Origin of the sequence: Streptomyces sp. NPDC057682 (genome assembly GCF_042799575.1) — a bacterium.
In the GTDB taxonomy this organism is placed as follows: Bacteria; Actinomycetota; Actinomycetes; order Streptomycetales; family Streptomycetaceae; genus Streptomyces.
On sequence record NZ_JBHVIN010000012.1, the window covers coordinates 194,055 to 211,938 of the forward strand.

Here is a 17,884-nt window from a genome sequence, read left to right on the forward strand (position 1 = left end):
CCGCCGCACGCGGCGGGGGGTGCGGAACGTCCGCGGGTGCGGTCCTCAGGCGGACCGGGCCACGACGGAGCCGTCCGTGAAGCCCGACGCGCACGAGTCGCACAGGGCCGGAAGCCCGCGGTGGTGCAGTGCGGCGAGCAGACAGAGCTGGAGGTGCGTGAGACCGCCCAACTTCTGCCGGAGATTGGCCAGATGGAACTTGACCGTGCGGGTGGTGATGAAGAGCGACGCGGCGATGTCCTCATGCGCGGGGGCGTTGTGCAGCCCCTCGAAGATCCGGAGTTCCGTCGGTGTCAGATGGTGGACCGGAACGGTCACCAGCGGCGGTTCCGGTAAGCACCTGCACGCGCTGACCATGCGGTGAGCAGCGCAAACGACGCAACGGTCCATCATGTTCCCCCCCCCAGGGAAGCCGGCACAACGCCCGCGAAACTAGCACGGGGCCGGCGGATTCCCCGGGGGGATATCAGGATCCGGAATGTCGTCGGGACGTCAGCTCCACGGGCGTCACGACGTCAGTTGCGAGGCGAGCCGGAGCCGGTCCTGCGCCTGCTCGCGGAGGAGGCCGAGCGTCTCCGCGTTCCGGTCGGCGGAGCGCTTCTCGTACGCGCTCTGCACGGCGAACCGGATCCCCGCGTAGTTGACCTCCGCCTTGCAGGCCACATCCGCCTTCGCCGCCGTCACCGCCCCGGGACCGGTGGCGGCCCCGCCCGAGAAACCGAGGTCCCGGGCGGCCGAGGCGGGGGCGGCCGTGACGTATCCGGCCTTCTTCATGCACGCGGACCAGGCCTTCGTCGCCTTCTTCACCCGCGAATCGCTCAGGGCGCGGGACTCCGCCTCGCCCTTGAGGTTGAAGACGTACATGATGTCCACGCTGGACGAGGTGGGGGCGTACAGCTTCAGATACGACTCCCGCAGACAGCCGCCCACGGGCACGGGGCTGCCGTTGACGACGAGCCCGCTCTTCTTCTTCTCGGCGGCGGTCTGGCTCATGGGCATCTCGGCGAGGGCCTTGCCGCTCTTCTTCGTCTTCGGCCCGAACAGCACCGACTTGGCGGTCTCCCCGAGGACGGCGGACTTCGGCTTCGTGGGTGCCGGGCCGGTCCGGGCCACCGATCCGTAGCCGTAGCGGGCCGCCTCCCCGGCGTCCACGAGACCGAAGATCCGCGCGTTCGGCCGGATGTGGGCCGGCGGCGAGGGGTCGGGGGCGTCGTAGGCGAGGCCGTAGCGCTTCATGCACTGCTCGGTGAGGACGTTCTGTGCCTTGGCCAGCGCGTACACGTCGTCCTCGGACCGTTCGTACGCGTCGAGCGGGAGCTCCGTGCCCGCGGTGAGCGTCATCCTCGGGGTCTCGGCCACCGAGGGCTCGCCGCTGCCGGTGCCGGAGCCGGTTCCGGAGCCGTCGTCGGAGGAGGAACAGCCGGTCAGGACGGCCGCGACGGCTGCGGCCAGGCATACGGCACGGAGGCGGCCGGGGACAGCGGGCATGGGGCGGTCCTTGCACTCGGAGGGGGCGACAGCGGGTTGTAGGGTGCTCGCGGCGCCGTCCCGCCCGGCTCCAACGGGCGGGACGGCGTTGCGGAGGGGTGAGGCTCGGGTCCTACGGCTCGTCCCTACCGCTGGGGGTGGTAGTGGAAGGCCGAGCTGATCTTGTTCCGGAAGGCCGTCGACGCGTTGCCGATGTGGCCGGGGGGCAGTGAGCCCTCGCCGCCCCCGGCGTTGGCGTCGGTGTACACCCACCAGGTCAGGGTGTCGCGGTTGTAGTACGACGCCGTGTTGTCGTTCACGCTCTGGCCCTGCCCGTTGCAGCTGCCGACGAACGGCTTGAAGTAGTCGTCCGAGAAGTCCGAGTCGTAGGAGTACAGGTCGAAGACACAGCCCTGCTGGTTCGGGCTGTAGTACAGGCCGAACTCCTCCGCGTCGAGGTATCCGTCCTTCGGCGCGTACACGGCGAAGGCATTGCTGGCAGTGAAGACACCGGCACCGGTCAGCGCGGCCGCGGCCAGCGTGAGGGTGGCGGCGCGGCGCGCCAGGTTGTTCTTGAACACTGAGTCATTCCTTCGGTCCAGCGGCGACCGCCCGGCGTGGCGGGCCGTCCCCGCGGCTGATGTCGGAGCAAGCGGATTCAGCAAAGCGCAGCGCCCGACGGGCCGTCTACTGGCCTCGGGGACAGTGGACACGGGCTGCGCGGCCGCTTAGTTTCGCTGCGGGACGAGCGAATAAGTCCTGTTCAACGCAAGGCAGTTGGCTTGTCACCGGACGCTGTCCGGTTCTCCCGTACGCCCCTCGCCCGGCCTCTGTTCCGCCGAGCCGCCGCCCTCACCGGCGCGCCCCGCCCCAGGAGTTCCCCATGCCGCGCACCGCTCGCACCGCCCGAGGCGCAGCCCTGTGCGCGCTTCTCGTGTCCGTGCTGCTGAGCGGATGCGGGGGCGGTACGCCGGACGGTTCCCCGGAGCGGCACGAACCCGTCGCATCCGCGAAGACCCCGACGCCGAAGGCCACCGCCACGCATCGGGACGAGGCCCTGACGGCCTACCTCCGCTGCCTGGAGGACCGGGGCGTGATGCTGGAGACGACCGCCGAGGGTGTGCTCCGGGTGGACAAGGAGCGAATCGATCCGGCCACGCTGAGCGGGGCGGAGAAGCGGTGTGCCGGCCGGCTGCCCGCGCCCTCCGGGAGGACGGCCGACGCCGTCGCGGTGGCGAAGGCACGGGAGTTGAGCGCCTGTGTGCGGCGCGAGGGGTACGCCGGATATCCGGACCCCGACCCGGCGACCGGGCTGGTCGCGCTGACGGAGGAGCAGGCCCGGACCGTCAGGACGGACCCCGCGGCGGTCCGGGCGCTCCAGATGTGCGGTGGCGGTGGGGCGGGTGGGAGCGGTGGGACGACGGTCGGTGGCTGAACCCGGACCGGCCACCACGACTGCCCCCGGCCGATGTGCCGCCCTACGAAGGAAAGTTGACATGACGGCTCCGACCGCCTCCCGCCGCACCGAGCGCGCCCCCGGGCGCCCCTCCGAAGGAGAGGGGCCCGAGGACGCGGCCTCCTGGCTCTCCCGGCGCAGGCGCTGGGTCGCCGTGCTCGCCGCCGGAGCCGTGGCCCTGGCGGGGGCCGGGGTCGCCGCCGCCGCGTTCGTGAAGTCGCCCGCGCAGGCCGCCGCCGACGCGGAGCCGCCCGCGCCGAGCGTGCTCACCGCCGAGGTCGAGTACCGGGTCCTGGCGTCGACCGTCATCACCCGGGGGCAGGTGATCGCCGGGCAGTCGGTGCGGATCGCCCCGCAGACCGCCGGCGGGGAGGGGGCCGGGAGCCCGGTGGTCACCAAGATCGGGGTGCCGCCCGGCGGGAAGGTCATGGCGGGGAAGGTGCTCCTGGAGGTCTCCGGGCGGCCGGTCTTCGCCCTGCCCGGCAAGCTCCCCGTCTACCGCGACCTCAAGCCCGGCGCCACCGGCGACGACGTCGCACAGCTCCAGAAGGCGCTGAGCGGGCTGGGCCACAGCACCGGGGCCGACGCGCGCGGCACCTTCGGTGAAGGGACCAAGGCCGCTCTCACCGCCTTCTACGCGTCGATCGGTTACGACCCGCTGCCCGCGCTCGACGACCACGGTGCCGGTCTCAAGGCCGCGCGCGACGCGGTCACCGCCGCCGAACGCGCCGTCCAGGACATCGAGGACGCGAACGCGTCGGCGGACGCGGCCCGGAGCGGGACCTCGGACGGATCCCCAGACGGGACCGCGAACGAGAAGACCTCCGGGGACGCGGGTACCACGGACGCCAAGAGCACCGACCCCACCGGCACGAGCACCGGCACCGCCAAGGGCTCCGGCGCCCCCGCCCCCGGCCGGCAGCTCGCGCGCGCCCGGGAGGACCTGGCCGCCGCCCGTACCGCCCTGGCCGCCGCGCGTGCCGCCGACGGACCCGAACTGCCCGCGGGCGAGGTGGTCTTCCTCCAGGGCTTCCCCGCGCGCGTCGACTCGGTCTCCGGCAGGGTGGGGACGCAGGTCTCGGGCACGATCATGACCGTCTCCGCGGGGCGGCTGGTCGTCCACGCGTACCTGCAGGAACACCAGACGGGCCTCGTCAGGAAGGGACTCAGGGCCCAGGTCCTCTCCGAGCTGACCGGTATCCGCGCCGGGGCCCGTGTCACCTCGCTCTCCGGCACGCTCTCCACCGCCGGGCAGGACGCCGGAGCGGACGCTCCGAGTGGCGGGAACCAGCAGGGGAGCGGCCAAGGCGGCGGCGAGGCACCCGTCGGAGAGTCCGGATATCTGCTGGAGGTCCGCCCCGACCGCCCCCTCGACCCCAGACTCGCCGGGCAGGACGTCCGGCTGACCATCGAGGCGGCGACCACCGACGGCAAGGCCCTGGTCGTCCCCGTCACCGCGATCACCGCCGGGGCCGACGGCCGGACGACCGTCACCGTGCTCACCGGGAGCGGCGCCCGCCGGCAGGTGGCCGTCGAACCCGGCACCGTCGGCGACGGCTTCGTGGCCGTCACCCCCGTCGGCTCCGGCGCACTCCGCCCCGGCGACAAGGTCGTCACCGGCGTACGGAGGACCACGGACACGGGGGCGGGACAGTGACCGGGCCCGGCGGTACCGCCCGGACCGCCGAACCGCCCGTCATCGAGTTCCGCCGGGTCGGCCTCACCTACCCGGGGCCGCCGCCGGTCGCCGCGTTCCGGCCGTGCGATCTGCGCGTGGACGCGGGGGAGTTCGTGACCGTCGTCGGCCCCTCAGGCTCCGGCAAGTCCACCTTCCTGAACATCGCCGGACTGCTCGACGCCCCGACCCACGGCACGTACCTCCTCGACGGATACGACACGGGGGCGCTCAAGGACGCGGACCGCACCGCGCTGCGCGGCCGCCGGATCGGCTTCGTCTTCCAGTCCTTCCACCTGCTGCCGCACCGCTCCGCGCTGGAGAACGTCATCCTGGCGATGGTCTACAACGGCACCCCGCGCGCCGAACGCCGGCCCCGGGCCCGCGAGGCGCTGGACCGGGTCGGCCTCGGTCACCGGACGGACAGCCTGCCCACCCGCCTCTCCGGCGGCGAGCGCCAGCGCGTCGCCATCGCGCGCGCCCTGGCGGCCGGTCCGTCCCTGCTGCTGTGCGACGAGCCGACCGGCAACCTGGACACCGCGAACGCCGCGACCGTGCTCGCCCTGCTCACCGAACTCCACGCCGAGGGCATGACCGTACTGATGATCACGCACGACCCCGCCATCGCCGAACGCGGACAGCGGACCGTCACCATCCGCGACGGGGTCCTCGCCGAACGGCGGGCGGCCGTATGAACGGGCGGGGAGTCCGGTTCCTCCGGCGGAGGGGGCGCGGGGCGGACGAGGGGGCGCGGCCGGCCGTGGAGCCGTCCGGGTTCCGGCCCCGGGACCTGCTGTCCGAGGCCACCGCGGGCATCCTCCAGCGACCCGCCCGTTCGGCGCTGACCGCGCTCGGCACGGTGCTGGGCGTCGGGACCTTCGTGGCGGTCCTGGGACTGACCGCCACCACCTCCTCCCAGATCGACTCCCGGTTCAACGCCCTGACCGCCACCGAGGTGACCGTCGAGGAGGCCGGGGCCGAGGGCGCCGCGGACTCCGGCCCGGTCTTCCCCGAGGACGCCGACCACCGCATGGACCGCGTGAACGGGGTGAAGGCGGCCGGGGTGTACTGGACGGTCCGCCTCCCTGACTCCGTCACCGTACGGTCCGCACCGATCGGCGCCGACGGACCGGGCGGCGGCCAGGACATCGACGTCGTCGCCGCCTCCCCCGGAGTCTTCGCCGCCGCCCGTCCCGTCCTCTCCCAGGGCCGGGTCTACGACGACTACCTCTCCGACTCCGGCGAACCCGTCGCCGTCATCGGCTCCGGCGTCGCCGCCCGGCTCGGCATCACCACCCTGGAGACCCACCCGGCGGTCTTCATCGGGGAGGAGCCCTTCACCGTCGTCGGCATCGTCGAGAACGTCGCGCGCAAGGCCGATCTGCTGCTCTCCGTCGTCGTGCCCCGGACCGCCGCCGAGCGGATCTGGGGCGCCCCGGACCCGCAGGAGACGCAGATGCTGGTCTCCACGGAGATCGGCGCCGCCCGCCAGGCGGCCCGGGAGGCGCCGACGGCCCTGCGCCCCGACCACCCCGAGTACCTCAAGGCCTCACCGCCGCCCGACCCCAGGACCCTGCGCACCCACGTCACCTCCGACCTCGACCAGCTCTTCCTCCTGCTCGCCGGGATCTGCCTGGTCATCGGGGCCGTCGGCATCGCCAACACCACCCTGGTCGCGGTGCTCGAACGGACCGGGGAGATCGGCCTGCGCCGCGCGCTCGGCGCCCGGGGGCGGCACATCACCGCGCAGTTCCTGGCCGAGTCCGGGGCACTCGGCGCGCTGGGCGGGCTGGTCGGCACCTCGCTGGGCACCGTGACCGTCGTCGGCGTGGCGGTGCTCCGGGACTGGACGCCGGTCGTCCACCCCGGCACGGTGGCCGCCGCCCCCGTCATCGGCCTGATCACCGGGGTGGTGGCCGGCCTCTACCCGGCCTGGCGGGCCGCGCGCGTCGAACCGGCCGAGGCCCTGCGCCGGTGACCCGCCCCGTCCCCGCCCGGCCGGGCTGCTTGAATGGACGGGTGACCCGAGCCTCCCTGGACAAGCAGCCGCACGAAGTCGCCTCCATGTTCGACGGCGTGGCGGCCAACTACGACCTCACCAACGACGTGCTCTCGCTCGGCCAGGCCCGGCTGTGGCGCAAGGAGGTCGCCAGGGCGGTGCACGCGCGGCCCGCGGAGAAGGTCCTCGACCTGGCGGCCGGGACGGCGACGTCCTCACTGCCGTTCGCCGCGACCGGGGCGTACGTCGTGCCCTGCGACTTCTCCATCGGCATGCTGAGCGAGGGCAAGAAGCGCCACTCCTGGCTGCCGTTCACGGCCGGCGACGCGACGAGGCTGCCGTTCCGCGACGAGACCTTCGACGCGGTGACGATCTCCTTCGGGCTGCGCAACGTCCAGGACACGGACGCGGCGCTGCGCGAGCTGTACCGGGTGACGAAGCCCGGCGGCCGGGTCGTCATCTGCGAGTTCTCCCAGCCGGTCTGGGCGCCGTTCCGCACGGTGTACACGGAGTACCTGATGCGGGCGCTGCCCCCGGTCGCGCGGGCGGTGTCGTCCAACCCCGACGCGTACGTGTACCTCGCCGAGTCCATCCGCGCCTGGCCCGACCAGCCGGGCCTCGCCGCCCTGCTCCAGCGGGCCGGCTGGTCGCAGGTCGCCTGGCGCAACCTGAGCGGGGGCATCGTCGCCCTGCACCGGGGCGTACGCGCCTGACGGCGGGCGGCGCGGCGGCGGACCGGGGCATGCACGTGGCGTGAAATCGGTTGTGGTCGTGGGCGGTTGGCGGGAACCTTCGGGCTCGGAATCGTGTCGTTGACACGGCACGCGTATCCTCCGTTCCTCTGTGTCACCGTTCGGCCCCCGTCCCCGCCCCCTCCCCGCTGCGGAGTCCCCATGGCGTCGTCCTGTCCCTTCTGCGGAACCCCGGCGCCGGACGAGGCGCGCTTCTGCATGGCGTGCGGGCGCGAACGCCCCGCCGCCCCGCCCCCGCAGGCCCCGCCGCCCCCGGCCTGGGCGCCGGCCCCCGGAACGCCCCCGGCACCCGGCGCACCCCCGGCGCCCGGCTACGCGCCACCGCCCCCTCCGGCGTACGCCCCGCCGCCGGGCGGCCACGCACCCGCACCGGCCGGCCCCTCGCCCCTCGGGCTCTTCACCGGCCGCGTGATGGGAGGCGACTGGGCCGGATCGCTGAAGGCGGCCCTCTGGCCGACCGGGCTGATCGTCGCCCTCGCGGTGGCGCTCGCCGTCCCCACGTACGGGCAGGGCGACGACGTCGCCGTCGGCTGGAGCGACCGGGTGCGGGTCGCCCTCGCCCTGCTGCTCCAGGCCGTGGGCGGCGGCTTCGAGCTGAGGGAGGCCGCGGGCGGTACCGGCGGCTACGGGGGAGGCTCGGCGTACGGGGACACCTACGCCGACTTCGACCCGGGCGGCCAGGGCCGGGTCACCCTCTTCCTGGTCCCGCTCACCGTCACCGTCCTGTGGATCGGCGTGCTGGCCCTGGGCGCCCGCGCGGTCCGCCGGCAGGGCGGCGGCGCGGACGCGGCCGTCCGCATCAGCGTCCTGAGCGCCGCCGCGGTCCTGGTCCTCGGGCTCTGGGCCCAGCCCCGGATCGAGGACGCCGAGGTCCACTCCTCACCGGCTCTCGCGGCCCTCGGCGCGCTGGTCCTCGCCCTCGTCACCACCGTCACCGTCCTGCGGGGCGACACCGCGTCCGCCGCCGCGCCGGGTTTCGCCCGTGCCGCCGGGACCGCCGTCCGCGCCCTCGGCGCCGTCCTGCTGGTCTGCGGCCTGGTCGGCTACCTGACCTTCGCCACCCGGGACGACGTCGACGGCGAAGCCCTGCTGACCGCCCTGCCGTTGCTGCCCAACATCGCCCTGGTGGTGCTGTCGGTGGGCTGGGGCGGCTCGGTGGAGTACGACTTCCGCGGGCGGACCGATTTCTTCCGCACCGGCAGCGAGCACGGCTCGCTCGGCCTCGGCGAACTGGGTGACGCGGCGAGCGACGGACTGGTCGTCGGCGCGCTGGTCACCGGTGTCGTCTCCGCCCTCCTGGTCGCCCTGATCGTCGGCCGCCGCTGCGCCGGCCGTGGTGAACAGGTCGCCGCCTGCGGGCTGTTCCTGCTGGGGTTCCTGGCCCTGGCCGGTGTCGGAGGCCTGTCCATGGAGGCCTCCGAGGGCTCCTCCGACGCCGGCGGCCCGGGGCTCCTGGAGATCGCCCCCAGCGTCACCGACGCGCTGCTGTTCGGTCTGCTGTGGGTGGGCGGCGCGGCGCTCCTCGCGCCGTACCTGGCGCGGATGACGGGCCGGGGCCCCGGTGGGGGCGCACCGGCCCACCCGGGTCCGTACGGTACGCCGGGCGCGTACCCGCCCCCGGGCCCGAACGGTCCGCATCCCGGTCCCACGGGGCCCGCCCCCGACAAGGCCGGCTGATCCCGGCCCGGGGCCGTCGCCCGGACTGCCCGGGGCCGTCGCCCGGATCGTCCGGGGCGCGCCGGGCTGACATGAGGCAGCCCTTCGGAGGGCTGACCGGCGGGCTCTCATAGACTGCGGGGGACAAGTGCCGCGCGGCACGCGAATGCGAGTCTCCGGGAGAGCCGATCGTGACCGAGCCCCTGTCCGAACACAGCGCGGACGTGATCGTCGTCGGGGCGGGCCCGGCCGGCTCCACGACCGCGTACTACCTCGCCAAGGCCGGACTCGACGTCCTCCTGCTGGAGAAGACGGCGTTCCCGCGCGAGAAGGTCTGCGGCGACGGCCTCACCCCGCGCGCCACCAAGCAGCTCGTCGCCATGGGGATCGACATCTCCGAGGAGGCCGGCTGGCTGCGCAACAAGGGCCTGCGCATCATCGGCGGCGGCGTCCGCCTCCAGCTGGACTGGCCGGACCTCGCCTCCTTCCCGGACTACGGACTGGTCCGCAAGCGCGACGACTTCGACGAGCAGCTGGCCCGGCAGGCGCAGAAGGGCGGCGCCCGGCTGTACGAGCGGTGCAACGTCGGCGCCCCGATCGTGGACGAGCGCACCGGCCGTATCACCGGGGTGCACGCCAAGCTCGGCGAGGAGAAGACCCCGGTCACCTTCCACGCCCCGCTCGTCGTCGCCGCCGACGGCAACTCCACCCGGCTCTCCCTCGCGATGGGCCTCCACCGCCGCGAGGACCGCCCGATGGGCGTCGCCGTGCGCACGTACTTCACCTCGCCCCGCCACGACGACGACTACCTGGAGTCCTGGCTGGAGCTGTGGGACCGGCGCGGCCCCCAGGACCGGCTGCTGCCCGGCTACGGCTGGATCTTCGGCATGGGCGACGGCACCTCCAACGTCGGCCTCGGCATCCTCAACTCCTCCTCCGCCTTCAAGGAGCTGGACTGGCGCGAGGTCCTGAAGGCGTGGTGCGCCTCGATGCCCGAGGACTGGGGCTACACCCCGGACAACATGACGACGCCCATCCGCGGCGCCGCCCTCCCCATGGCCTTCAACCGCCAGCCGCACTACACCAAGGGCCTGCTGCTCGTCGGTGACGCCGGCGGCATGGTCAACCCGTTCAACGGCGAGGGCATCGCGTACGCCATGGAGTCCGGCCGGATCGCCGCCGACGTCATCGTCCAGGCCCACGCCCGCGCCACCCCCGCCCAGCGCGAACTGGCCCTGAACAACTACCCGAAGGTCCTCAAGGAGACCTACGGCGGCTACTACACGATGGGCCGCGCCTTCGTGAAGCTGATCGGCAACCCGAAGGTCATGAAGGTCGCCACCCAGCGCGGCCTCACCCACCCGGTGCTGATGAAGTTCACCCTGAAGATGCTCGCCAACCTCACCGACCCCACGGGCGGCGACGCGATGGACCGCATCATCAACGGCCTCGCGAAGGTGGCTCCGAACGCCTGATCCCGGTTCAACGGCCGGAGCGAGCACGGATCGGCCCGGGGGCGTCCCCCGGGTCGATTCCTGTTTCGACCGACACCCCCCTGGGGTGAATGCGGCGCGGACCTCCCCGGGCGCGGCCGTGCGGAGCGGCTGACTCTGCTGGGATTGCCCCGAAGCCATCAGGGCATCCACGAGGGCCAGTTCCCGGAGGACATCATGAAGCTTGTCAGCAGGAGGCGTGTGGGGCTCGCGGTCACCGGTGTGGTCGTGCTGCCGACTCTCGCCGTGCTGGCGCCGACCGCCCTGGCCAACGCCCAGAACGCGGCCGGCCTCAAGGCCAAGCCGGCGCCGACGGTGACAGTGATCGTCACGAAGACGGCGAAGCCGAAGCCGGCGCCGACGGTGACGGTGACGAAGACGGCGAAGCCGAAGCCGGCGCCGACGGTGACCGTGACGAAGACGGCGAAGCCGAAGCCCGCCCCGACGGTGACCGTGACGAAGACGGCGAAGCCGAAGCCCGCCCCGACGGTGACGGTCACGAAGACCGCGCAACCGAAGCCCGCGCCCACCGTGACCGTGACGGAGACCGCGCAGCCCGTGCCGGGGCCGACGGTGACCGTGACGGAGACCGCACGCCCGTGGATCGACGTGGACGTGACGGTCGACGCTCGCTGACCACGCGGCCGGGACGGGCCGCCGGCCGAGGTGGGGCGGTACGGGGTATCCGGCCCCAGGCCGTACCGCCCCCTGTCAGTGCCCCCTGGGACCATGCCCGCATGGACACTGAGAGCAAGGAGAAGGCGACCCTGTCGGCATTCCTCGCCGCGCAGCGAGCCAGTGTGCTGGCCATCGTCGACGGGCTCGACGCACGGTCGCTGACCACGCCGGTCCTGCCGTCGGGCTGGACGCCGCTGGGGCTGATAGAACATCTGGGGCACGCGGAGAGGTACTGGTTCCAGGAGGTCGTCACCGGAGGGGCCGAGCCGTTGCCGTGGACCGACGGCGATGCGCCGCTGACGACACCGCGGGCGCCGGAGGTGGTTTTCGCGTTCTACGAGGACCAGTGCCGCCGGTCCGACGCCGTGATCGCCCGCACCCCGTTGTCGGCGCTCCCGAAGGGGCGCCTGCCCGACATGATGGGCGACGAAGTCTCCGACCTGCGCGGGATCGTCCTGCACCTCGTGGAGGAGACCGCGCGCCACGCCGGCCATCTGGACATCGTCCGTGAACTCCTCGACGGGCGGACGGGACTGGGGCCGCGCTGAGTACCCCTGCGGTGTCGCCCATCGTGTTCCGCGCGTTTCGCGCGTTTCGGCCGTTCCGCCCCGATGACACCGAAGGCCCGCCGTCCGTCCGCGGACGGAGGAGCCGTCAGTTCCGGGCGGGGGAGCGACCGTCCCCGGTCGGTTCGGCGTCCCGGCGGAGGCGGCGGCCGGGCCCGGCGTTCCTCGTCCGCGACGCGACGAGCACCGCCAGGCCGGCCGCCCCCGCCCCGCACCACATGACCGCGCGGAGCGAGGTGTGGTCGACGACCGCGCCCCCGGTGAGGGCGCCGGCGGCGAGCGTCGCCTGGAAGGACGCGGTGAACAGGACCGTGGCGGCCTCGGGCGCGCGCGGGGCCGCGCGGACGAACCAGGTCTGGGAGCAGACCGGCACCGCGCCGTAGCCGAGTCCCCAGACGACCAGCACGGTGAGCGCGCCCGCGTCGGTGCGGCCGAGGACGGGGGCCAGCGCGGTCGCGGCGGCGATCGTCGCGGCGGCGGCCCCGAACGCGAGGCGGGGCGCTCGCGTGACCAGTGCGCCCCCGATGAAGTTGCCGGCGACGCCGGCGGTGCCGTAGATCAGCAGGTACCCGGTGATCCGTGCCGGACCGGCCCCGGTGATCTGCTGGAGGAGGGGCGTCACGTAGGTGTACGTGGCGAAATGCGCCATGACGACGAGGAACGTCATCAGCAGGGCGTACCGGGTGTCCGTGCCGCGCAGCAGGGTGCGGAGCACCGAGGTGCGGGTGCCGTCCCCCTCCGGGGGCAGGGCGGGGAGTGTCAGCAGCAGCAGGGCGAGCGCGCCGGTGCTCAGCAGCCCCATCACCGCGAACGCGGTGCGCCAGCCCGCCAGATCACCGACGAGCGTGCCGGCGGGGACACCGAGGACGGAACCGAGGGGGACGGCCGCGAAGACGACCGCCGTCGCGCGCCCGGCCGACTCGGGGCGGACCAGCCGGCCGACGAGACCGGCGCCGATCGACCAGAAACCGCCGATGGTGACGCCGACGAGCACCCGGGCGACGAGCACCAGCCAGTAGGCCGTCGCCGCGGCGGTGAGGAAGTTGGCCACCGCGAGCAGCAGGATCAGGGCGCAGAGCATCAGCCTGCGGTCGACGCGGGCCGTCGTGAGGGTCACCGCCGGGGCGGCGACGGCGGCGAGGATGCCGGGCATGGTCATCATCAGGCCCGCGGTACCGTCCGCGACGCCGAAGTCGGCGCCGATCGGGGTCAGCAGACCGATCGGCAGGATCTCGGTGGTGACGAGGGCGAAGAGGGCCAGGGTCAACGCGCCCACCGAGGGCCGGCCGCGCAACGGGGTGCCGGTGGGACGGCCGGAGACGGGCGGGGGCGTGGTGGCCGTGCGGTGCATGGAGGGCCGTCCTGTGCTCGGTGGGCTGTTCCCTCCAGTGCACAAGCACACGCGGACGATGTCCGGCAGGTTCGCGACGTCAACGGGGATGCCGAAGGGCCACCGCCCCCGAGCGGGGGAGCGGTGGCCCTTCGAAGCACTCCGGAACAGGGGTTCCGGAGCGCTTGTGAATCCGTGAACTCAGAGCACGCGCACGGCGCCCGTGGGCATGTCGTAGGACAGCGGGCGCTGCACGACTCCGGTGGAGGAGTTCTGCGCGCCGACGAACTGGCCGTTGCCCACGTAGATCCCGACGTGGTACGCGCTGCCCGCGCTGCCCCAGTACAGGATGTCGCCCGGCTGGAGGTTGCTCAGCGAGACCTGGGTGCCCGCGGTCGACTGGCTCTGCGAGACGCGCGGCAGGTCGACGCCGACCGTGCGGAACGCGGCCTGGACGAGGCCGGAGCAGTCCCAGGAGTTGGGGCCGGTGCCGCCGGACACGTACGCGTCGCCGACCTGGGCCTGCGCGAACGCGACGACGGAGGCGGCGGAGCCGGTGGCGCTGGAGGAGTACGAGGCCGTGGCCGTGGAGGCGGACGACGACGAGGAGGACGAGGAGCCCGAGGTGGTGCTGAGCGTCGTGCGGGCGGCCGTGCGGGAGGCGCGCTCGGCGGCCTCCGCCTTGGCCTTCGCGGCGGCCTCGGCCTTCTTCTTGGCCTCGGCCTTGCGGACGGCCTCGGCCTTGGCCTTCTTGGCTGCCTTGGCGGCGCTGGTGGCGGCCGCGTCCTCGTGGGCCTGCGTCTCCAGGTCCAGGGCGACCTGCTGCGTGGCCTCGGCGGACGCCGCGACGGTGGTCGAGAGACCGTCCGTGAGGGTCGGCATCTCGATGGTCTGGGTCACCGGCTCGGCCTGGGCCGGACCGGCGGCACCCGCGACCGCGATCGTGCTGAGGACGCCACCGGCAACTCCGGCCCGCAGCGCCGTCTTGGAGGCGTTTCGGCGGGGCTTCCGGTGGCTGGGTATGAGAGCGGAGTGGGACATGGGTACTAGCGCTATCAGGGCCGTAGGGGTCCCATCAAGAAACGTGTGTTGCGACACAGTTACGTCCGGAACCTGTGAATCCGCTTTCTGGCGGCCTTTATTGACGCCGTAACGGGCAAAACGGGCAGGCGTCATCACGGCTGTGAACACGGGTTTTCAGTAATACGCCCGAATTGCCCGTCACTTACCATCCGTTCACACGCTTGGCCAAGCCCGGTTTTCCGCCGTTCCCCTACGGGTGACGCAGGTCACAGGATGGTCTCGTCGGGGTGTGTGTGCGGCCGATGGGTGCGCGGCCCGGGGATGGGGGCGCGGAACGGGCGGCGCGCGAGGGGGTATTCGCCCCCTAGGGGGTGGATGCGGCTTTCCGTCCACTTCGTTCCGTGCGGGCCCCTCGCGCGGGTGAAGGAATGCTTGTGAAGCGACGGAGGATTCCTTTATCACCCCCTCGCGTCCATGGCCAATTTGGCGGATGGTGCCTCCGCTTGATAGGGCGACACCCGTTTGACCAGCATGTACGGCAATGGATGTCACGTCTCGTGATCACTCGGCCGCTTCGTGTACGAAGATCACCGCTCATCCGACTTCATGATCGTTCGTCAGGTGGTGGAGATCACAAAGGCGTTGTCGTACCCCGTGTCGCAGATCACAGGATGGCGGGCATAGGATGCGGGGCAGTCGGGCTTGTGAACTGCCTCACATGTGCACGATCTTGGTGAGGCGGGGAACCGGTTCGCCCGATGCGGTCCAACGGTCAAGGACGACTGGAAGGAGCGAGGAGCGTGAATGCCTACGCGCCCATCCTCGTGCTCGGCGCCCTCGGGGCAGGGTTTGCGATCTTCTCCGTGGTCATGGCCACGCTTATCGGTCCCAAGCGCTACAACCGGGCGAAGCTCGAAGCGTACGAGTGCGGTATCGAACCCACCCCGACTCCGGCCGGAGGCGGCCGCTTTCCCATCAAGTACTACCTGACGGCGATGCTCTTCATCGTCTTCGACATCGAGATCGTCTTCCTCTATCCCTGGGCGGTCACCTTTGACGCCCTGGGGATCTTCGGGCTCGTGGAGATGCTGCTCTTCGTGCTCACCGTCTTCGTCGCCTACGCGTACGTGTGGCGACGCGGCGGTCTGGAATGGGACTGAGGGGCTGAGGGGCACACCATGGGACTCGAAGAGAAGCTGCCCAGCGGCTTCGTACTGACCACTGTCGAGCAGGCCGCCGGCTGGGTGCGGAAGTCCTCCGTCTTCCCCGCCACCTTCGGCCTCGCCTGCTGCGCCATCGAGATGATGACGACCGGAGCCGGGCGCTACGACCTGGCCCGGTTCGGCATGGAGGTCTTCCGCGGCTCGCCGCGGCAGGCGGACCTGATGATCGTGGCGGGACGGGTGAGCCAGAAGATGGCGCCCGTCCTTCGCCAGGTCTACGACCAGATGCCCAACCCCAAGTGGGTCATCTCCATGGGCGTTTGCGCGTCATCCGGTGGAATGTTCAATAATTACGCCATTGTTCAGGGTGTTGATCACATTGTCCCGGTTGATATCTATTTGCCGGGCTGCCCACCGCGGCCCGAGATGCTGATGGACGCCATCCTCAAGCTCCACCAGAAGATCCAGGGCTCCAAGCTCGGGGTCAACGCCGAGGAGGCCGCCCGCGAGGCCGAGGAAGCGGCGCTCAAGGCCCTGCCCCTGATCGACATGAAGGGGCTCCTGCGGTGAGCGACGAACAGAACACCACCAACGGCGTCCCCGCCCCGCGCGACGACCGCGGCGAGGTCATCGGCGTACGCAAGGGCATGTTCGGCGCCAACAACGGCGGCGACACCACCGGCTACGGCGGCCTGGTCCGCACCGTCGCCCTGCCCGGCGCCTCCTCCCGGCCCTACGGCGGCTGGTTCGACGAGGTCGCCGACGAGCTGGAGGGCGCGCTGGAGGAGCAGGACCTGCTCCCCGAGAACGCCATCGAGAAGACCGTCGTGGACCGCGGCGAACTCACCTTCCACATCGCCCGCGAGCACCTGCTCACCGTCGCCCGGACCCTGCGCGACGACCCGGCGCTGCGCTTCGAGCTGTGCACGGGGGTGAGCGGCGTCCACTTCCCCGGCGACAAGGGACGCGAGCTGCACGCCGTCTACCACCTGCGCTCGCTCACCCACGGACGGCTGATCCGCCTGGAGGTGTCCACCCCGGACACCGACCGGCATCTGCCGTCCCTCGTGCCGGTCTACCCGACCAACGACTGGCACGAGCGCGAGGCCTACGACTTCTTCGGACTGATCTTCGACGGGCACCCCGCCCTCACCCGGATCATGATGCCGGACGACTGGCAGGGCTTCCCGCAGCGCAAGGACTACCCGCTCGGCGGCATCGCCGTCGAGTACAAGGGCGCCCAGATCCCGGCTCCGGACCAGCGGAGGTCGTACTCCTGATGACCACTCCCCATGCCACGCCCCGCGCCACGACCGAGGGGACTGTATATACAGTCACCGGCGGCGACTGGGACGAGATCGTCGAGAACGCCACCGCCTCCGACGACGAGCGCATCATCGTCAACATGGGCCCCCAGCACCCGTCCACCCACGGCGTGCTCCGGCTCATCCTGGAGATCGACGGCGAGACCGTCACCGAGGCCCGCTGCGGCATCGGCTACCTCCACACCGGCATCGAGAAGAACCTCGAATACCGCAGCTGGACCCAGGGCACCACGTTCGTCACGCGCATGGACTACCTGACGCCGTTCTTCAACGAGACGGCGTACTGCCTCGGCGTGGAGAAGCTCCTCGGCATCGAGGACCAGATCCCCGACCGCGCCAGCGTCCTGCGCGTGCTCCTCATGGAGCTCAACCGGCTCTCCTCCCACCTGGTGTGCATCGCCACCGGCGGCATGGAGCTGGGCGCCACCACGATCATGATCTACGGCTTCCGCGATCGTGAACTAGTTCTCGATCTCTTCGAGCTGATCACCGGACTCCGGATGAACCACGCGTTCGTCCGCCCCGGCGGACTCGCCCAGGACCTGCCTCCGGGCGCGGTCGACCAGCTGCGCGAGTTCGTGAAGACCATGAAGAAGAACCTGCCGGAGTACGACAAGCTCGCCACCGGCAACCCCATCTTCAAGGCCCGCATGCAGGACGTCGGCTACCTGGACCTGACCGGCTGCATGGCGCTCGGCGCCACCGGCCCGATCCTGCGCTCCGCCGGACTCCCGCACGACCTGCGCAAGACCGACCCGTACTGCGGATACGAGAACTACGAGTTCGACGTCCCCACCGCGGACAGCTGCGACTCCTACGGCCGCTTCCTCATCCGGCTGGAGGAGATGCGCCAGTCGCTGCGGATCATCGAGCAGTGCATCGACCGGCTCGCACCCGGACCGGTCATGGTCGCCGACAAGAAGATCGCCTGGCCCGCGCAGCTCGCGCTCGGCCCGGACGGTCTCGGCAACTCGCTGGACCACATCAAGAAGATCATGGGCACCTCCATGGAGGCCCTGATCCACCACTTCAAGCTGGTGACCGAGGGCTTCCGGGTCCCCGCCGGACAGGCGTACGCCGCCGTCGAATCGCCCAAGGGCGAACTCGGCGTGCACGTCGTCTCGGACGGCGGAACCCGCCCCTACCGGGTCCACTTCCGCGACCCGTCCTTCACCAACCTCCAGGCCATGGCGGCGATGTGCGAGGGCGGCCAGGTCGCCGACGTCATCGTCGCCGTCGCATCCATCGACCCCGTGATGGGAGGCGTCGACCGGTGACCGAAGCACGTCAGGAAGTCAGTC

At 72.1% G+C, this 17,884-nt stretch carries 18 protein-coding genes; 13 read left to right on the forward strand and 5 right to left on the reverse strand.

Translation table 11 applies throughout. The features are described from left to right. Positions 1-45: 45 nt before the first annotated feature. The 3 genes from ACFVDM_RS22940 to ACFVDM_RS22950 all read right to left on the reverse strand — a co-directional run bounded on the left by ACFVDM_RS22940 (position 46) and on the right by ACFVDM_RS22950 (position 2,048). Positions 46-318: a helix-turn-helix transcriptional regulator gene (locus tag ACFVDM_RS22940; protein ID WP_383642985.1), complete on the reverse strand. Its 273-nt coding sequence runs from the start codon at positions 316-318 to the stop codon at positions 46-48. 189 nt (positions 319-507) lie between these two features. Continuing rightward, on the reverse strand, positions 508-1,488 hold the full coding sequence (locus tag ACFVDM_RS22945) for a hypothetical protein (RefSeq protein WP_383642988.1): 981 nt from the start codon (positions 1,486-1,488) through the stop codon (positions 508-510). A 125-nt stretch (positions 1,489-1,613) separates the two neighbouring features. Then, positions 1,614-2,048: a peptidase inhibitor family I36 protein gene (locus ACFVDM_RS22950; RefSeq protein WP_383642991.1), complete on the reverse strand. Its 435-nt coding sequence runs from the start codon at positions 2,046-2,048 to the stop codon at positions 1,614-1,616. A 302-nt stretch (positions 2,049-2,350) separates the two neighbouring features. Here ACFVDM_RS22950 and ACFVDM_RS22955 point away from each other — a divergent pair, with 302 nt between their 5' ends. From ACFVDM_RS22955 to ACFVDM_RS22995, 9 genes are all read left to right on the forward strand, one after another. Continuing rightward, positions 2,351-2,902 carry a hypothetical protein gene (locus tag ACFVDM_RS22955; protein WP_383642994.1) on the forward strand — a complete coding sequence of 184 codons (552 nt, stop codon included), beginning with the start codon at positions 2,351-2,353 and terminating at the stop codon, positions 2,900-2,902. A gap of 61 nt (positions 2,903-2,963) precedes the next feature. Further along, positions 2,964-4,580: a peptidoglycan-binding protein gene (locus tag ACFVDM_RS22960; protein ID WP_383642997.1), complete on the forward strand. Its 1,617-nt coding sequence runs from the start codon at positions 2,964-2,966 to the stop codon at positions 4,578-4,580. Then, positions 4,577-5,293: an ABC transporter ATP-binding protein gene (locus ACFVDM_RS22965; protein WP_383643000.1), complete on the forward strand. Its 717-nt coding sequence runs from the start codon at positions 4,577-4,579 to the stop codon at positions 5,291-5,293. Before ACFVDM_RS22960 ends, ACFVDM_RS22965 begins: the two co-directional genes overlap by 4 nt. After that, positions 5,290-6,576 (forward strand): ABC transporter permease, encoded by a 1,287-nt coding sequence (locus ACFVDM_RS22970; protein WP_383643003.1) that lies wholly within the window; start codon positions 5,290-5,292, stop codon positions 6,574-6,576. The genes ACFVDM_RS22965 and ACFVDM_RS22970 overlap by 4 nt, the downstream gene beginning before the upstream one ends. Before the next feature lie 41 nt (positions 6,577-6,617). Then, a complete protein-coding gene (locus ACFVDM_RS22975) occupies positions 6,618-7,310 on the forward strand; it encodes a demethylmenaquinone methyltransferase (protein WP_383643006.1) in 693 nt (230 codons plus the stop codon). A 180-nt stretch (positions 7,311-7,490) separates the two neighbouring features. After that, positions 7,491-9,026, forward strand: a complete 1,536-nt coding sequence (locus tag ACFVDM_RS22980) for a zinc ribbon domain-containing protein (protein WP_383643009.1) — start codon at positions 7,491-7,493, stop codon at positions 9,024-9,026. A 170-nt stretch (positions 9,027-9,196) separates the two neighbouring features. Next, entirely contained in the window at positions 9,197-10,480 is a 1,284-nt protein-coding gene (locus ACFVDM_RS22985) for a geranylgeranyl reductase family protein (protein ID WP_383643012.1), read from the forward strand. A gap of 144 nt (positions 10,481-10,624) precedes the next feature. Next, on the forward strand, positions 10,625-11,134 hold the full coding sequence (locus ACFVDM_RS22990; protein WP_383643015.1) for a hypothetical protein: 510 nt from the start codon (positions 10,625-10,627) through the stop codon (positions 11,132-11,134). A 101-nt stretch (positions 11,135-11,235) separates the two neighbouring features. After that, positions 11,236-11,724, forward strand: a complete 489-nt coding sequence (locus ACFVDM_RS22995) for a DinB family protein (RefSeq protein WP_383643018.1) — start codon at positions 11,236-11,238, stop codon at positions 11,722-11,724. Positions 11,725-11,830: 106 nt separating this feature from the next. On the opposite strand, the gene ACFVDM_RS23000 is transcribed toward ACFVDM_RS22995, so the two are convergent. Together ACFVDM_RS23000 and ACFVDM_RS23005 are read right to left on the reverse strand one after the other, a co-directional pair. After that, complete coding sequence (locus ACFVDM_RS23000) at positions 11,831-13,093, reverse strand: MFS transporter (RefSeq protein ID WP_383643021.1); 1,263 nt, start codon at positions 13,091-13,093, stop codon at positions 11,831-11,833. 180 nt (positions 13,094-13,273) lie between these two features. Then, the gene (locus tag ACFVDM_RS23005) at positions 13,274-14,113 is read right to left on the reverse strand and encodes a C40 family peptidase (RefSeq protein WP_383643023.1); all 840 of its coding nucleotides are present in this window, start codon (positions 14,111-14,113) and stop codon (positions 13,274-13,276) included. Between the two features lie 782 nt (positions 14,114-14,895). Between ACFVDM_RS23005 and ACFVDM_RS23010 the strand changes: the two genes are divergently transcribed. The 4 genes from ACFVDM_RS23010 to ACFVDM_RS23025 are packed head-to-tail and all read left to right on the forward strand — an operon-like array spanning position 14,896 to position 17,860. Further along, on the forward strand, positions 14,896-15,255 hold the full coding sequence (locus tag ACFVDM_RS23010) for an NADH-quinone oxidoreductase subunit A (protein WP_003992243.1): 360 nt from the start codon (positions 14,896-14,898) through the stop codon (positions 15,253-15,255). Between the two features lie 18 nt (positions 15,256-15,273). Next, positions 15,274-15,828: a NuoB/complex I 20 kDa subunit family protein gene (locus ACFVDM_RS23015; RefSeq protein ID WP_383643026.1), complete on the forward strand. Its 555-nt coding sequence runs from the start codon at positions 15,274-15,276 to the stop codon at positions 15,826-15,828. Continuing rightward, positions 15,825-16,538: an NADH-quinone oxidoreductase subunit C gene (locus tag ACFVDM_RS23020; protein WP_383643029.1), complete on the forward strand. Its 714-nt coding sequence runs from the start codon at positions 15,825-15,827 to the stop codon at positions 16,536-16,538. Before ACFVDM_RS23015 ends, ACFVDM_RS23020 begins: the two co-directional genes overlap by 4 nt. Next, positions 16,538-17,860: an NADH-quinone oxidoreductase subunit D gene (locus ACFVDM_RS23025; protein WP_383643032.1), complete on the forward strand. Its 1,323-nt coding sequence runs from the start codon at positions 16,538-16,540 to the stop codon at positions 17,858-17,860. The genes ACFVDM_RS23020 and ACFVDM_RS23025 overlap by 1 nt, the downstream gene beginning before the upstream one ends. Positions 17,861-17,884: the final 24 nt, after the last annotated feature.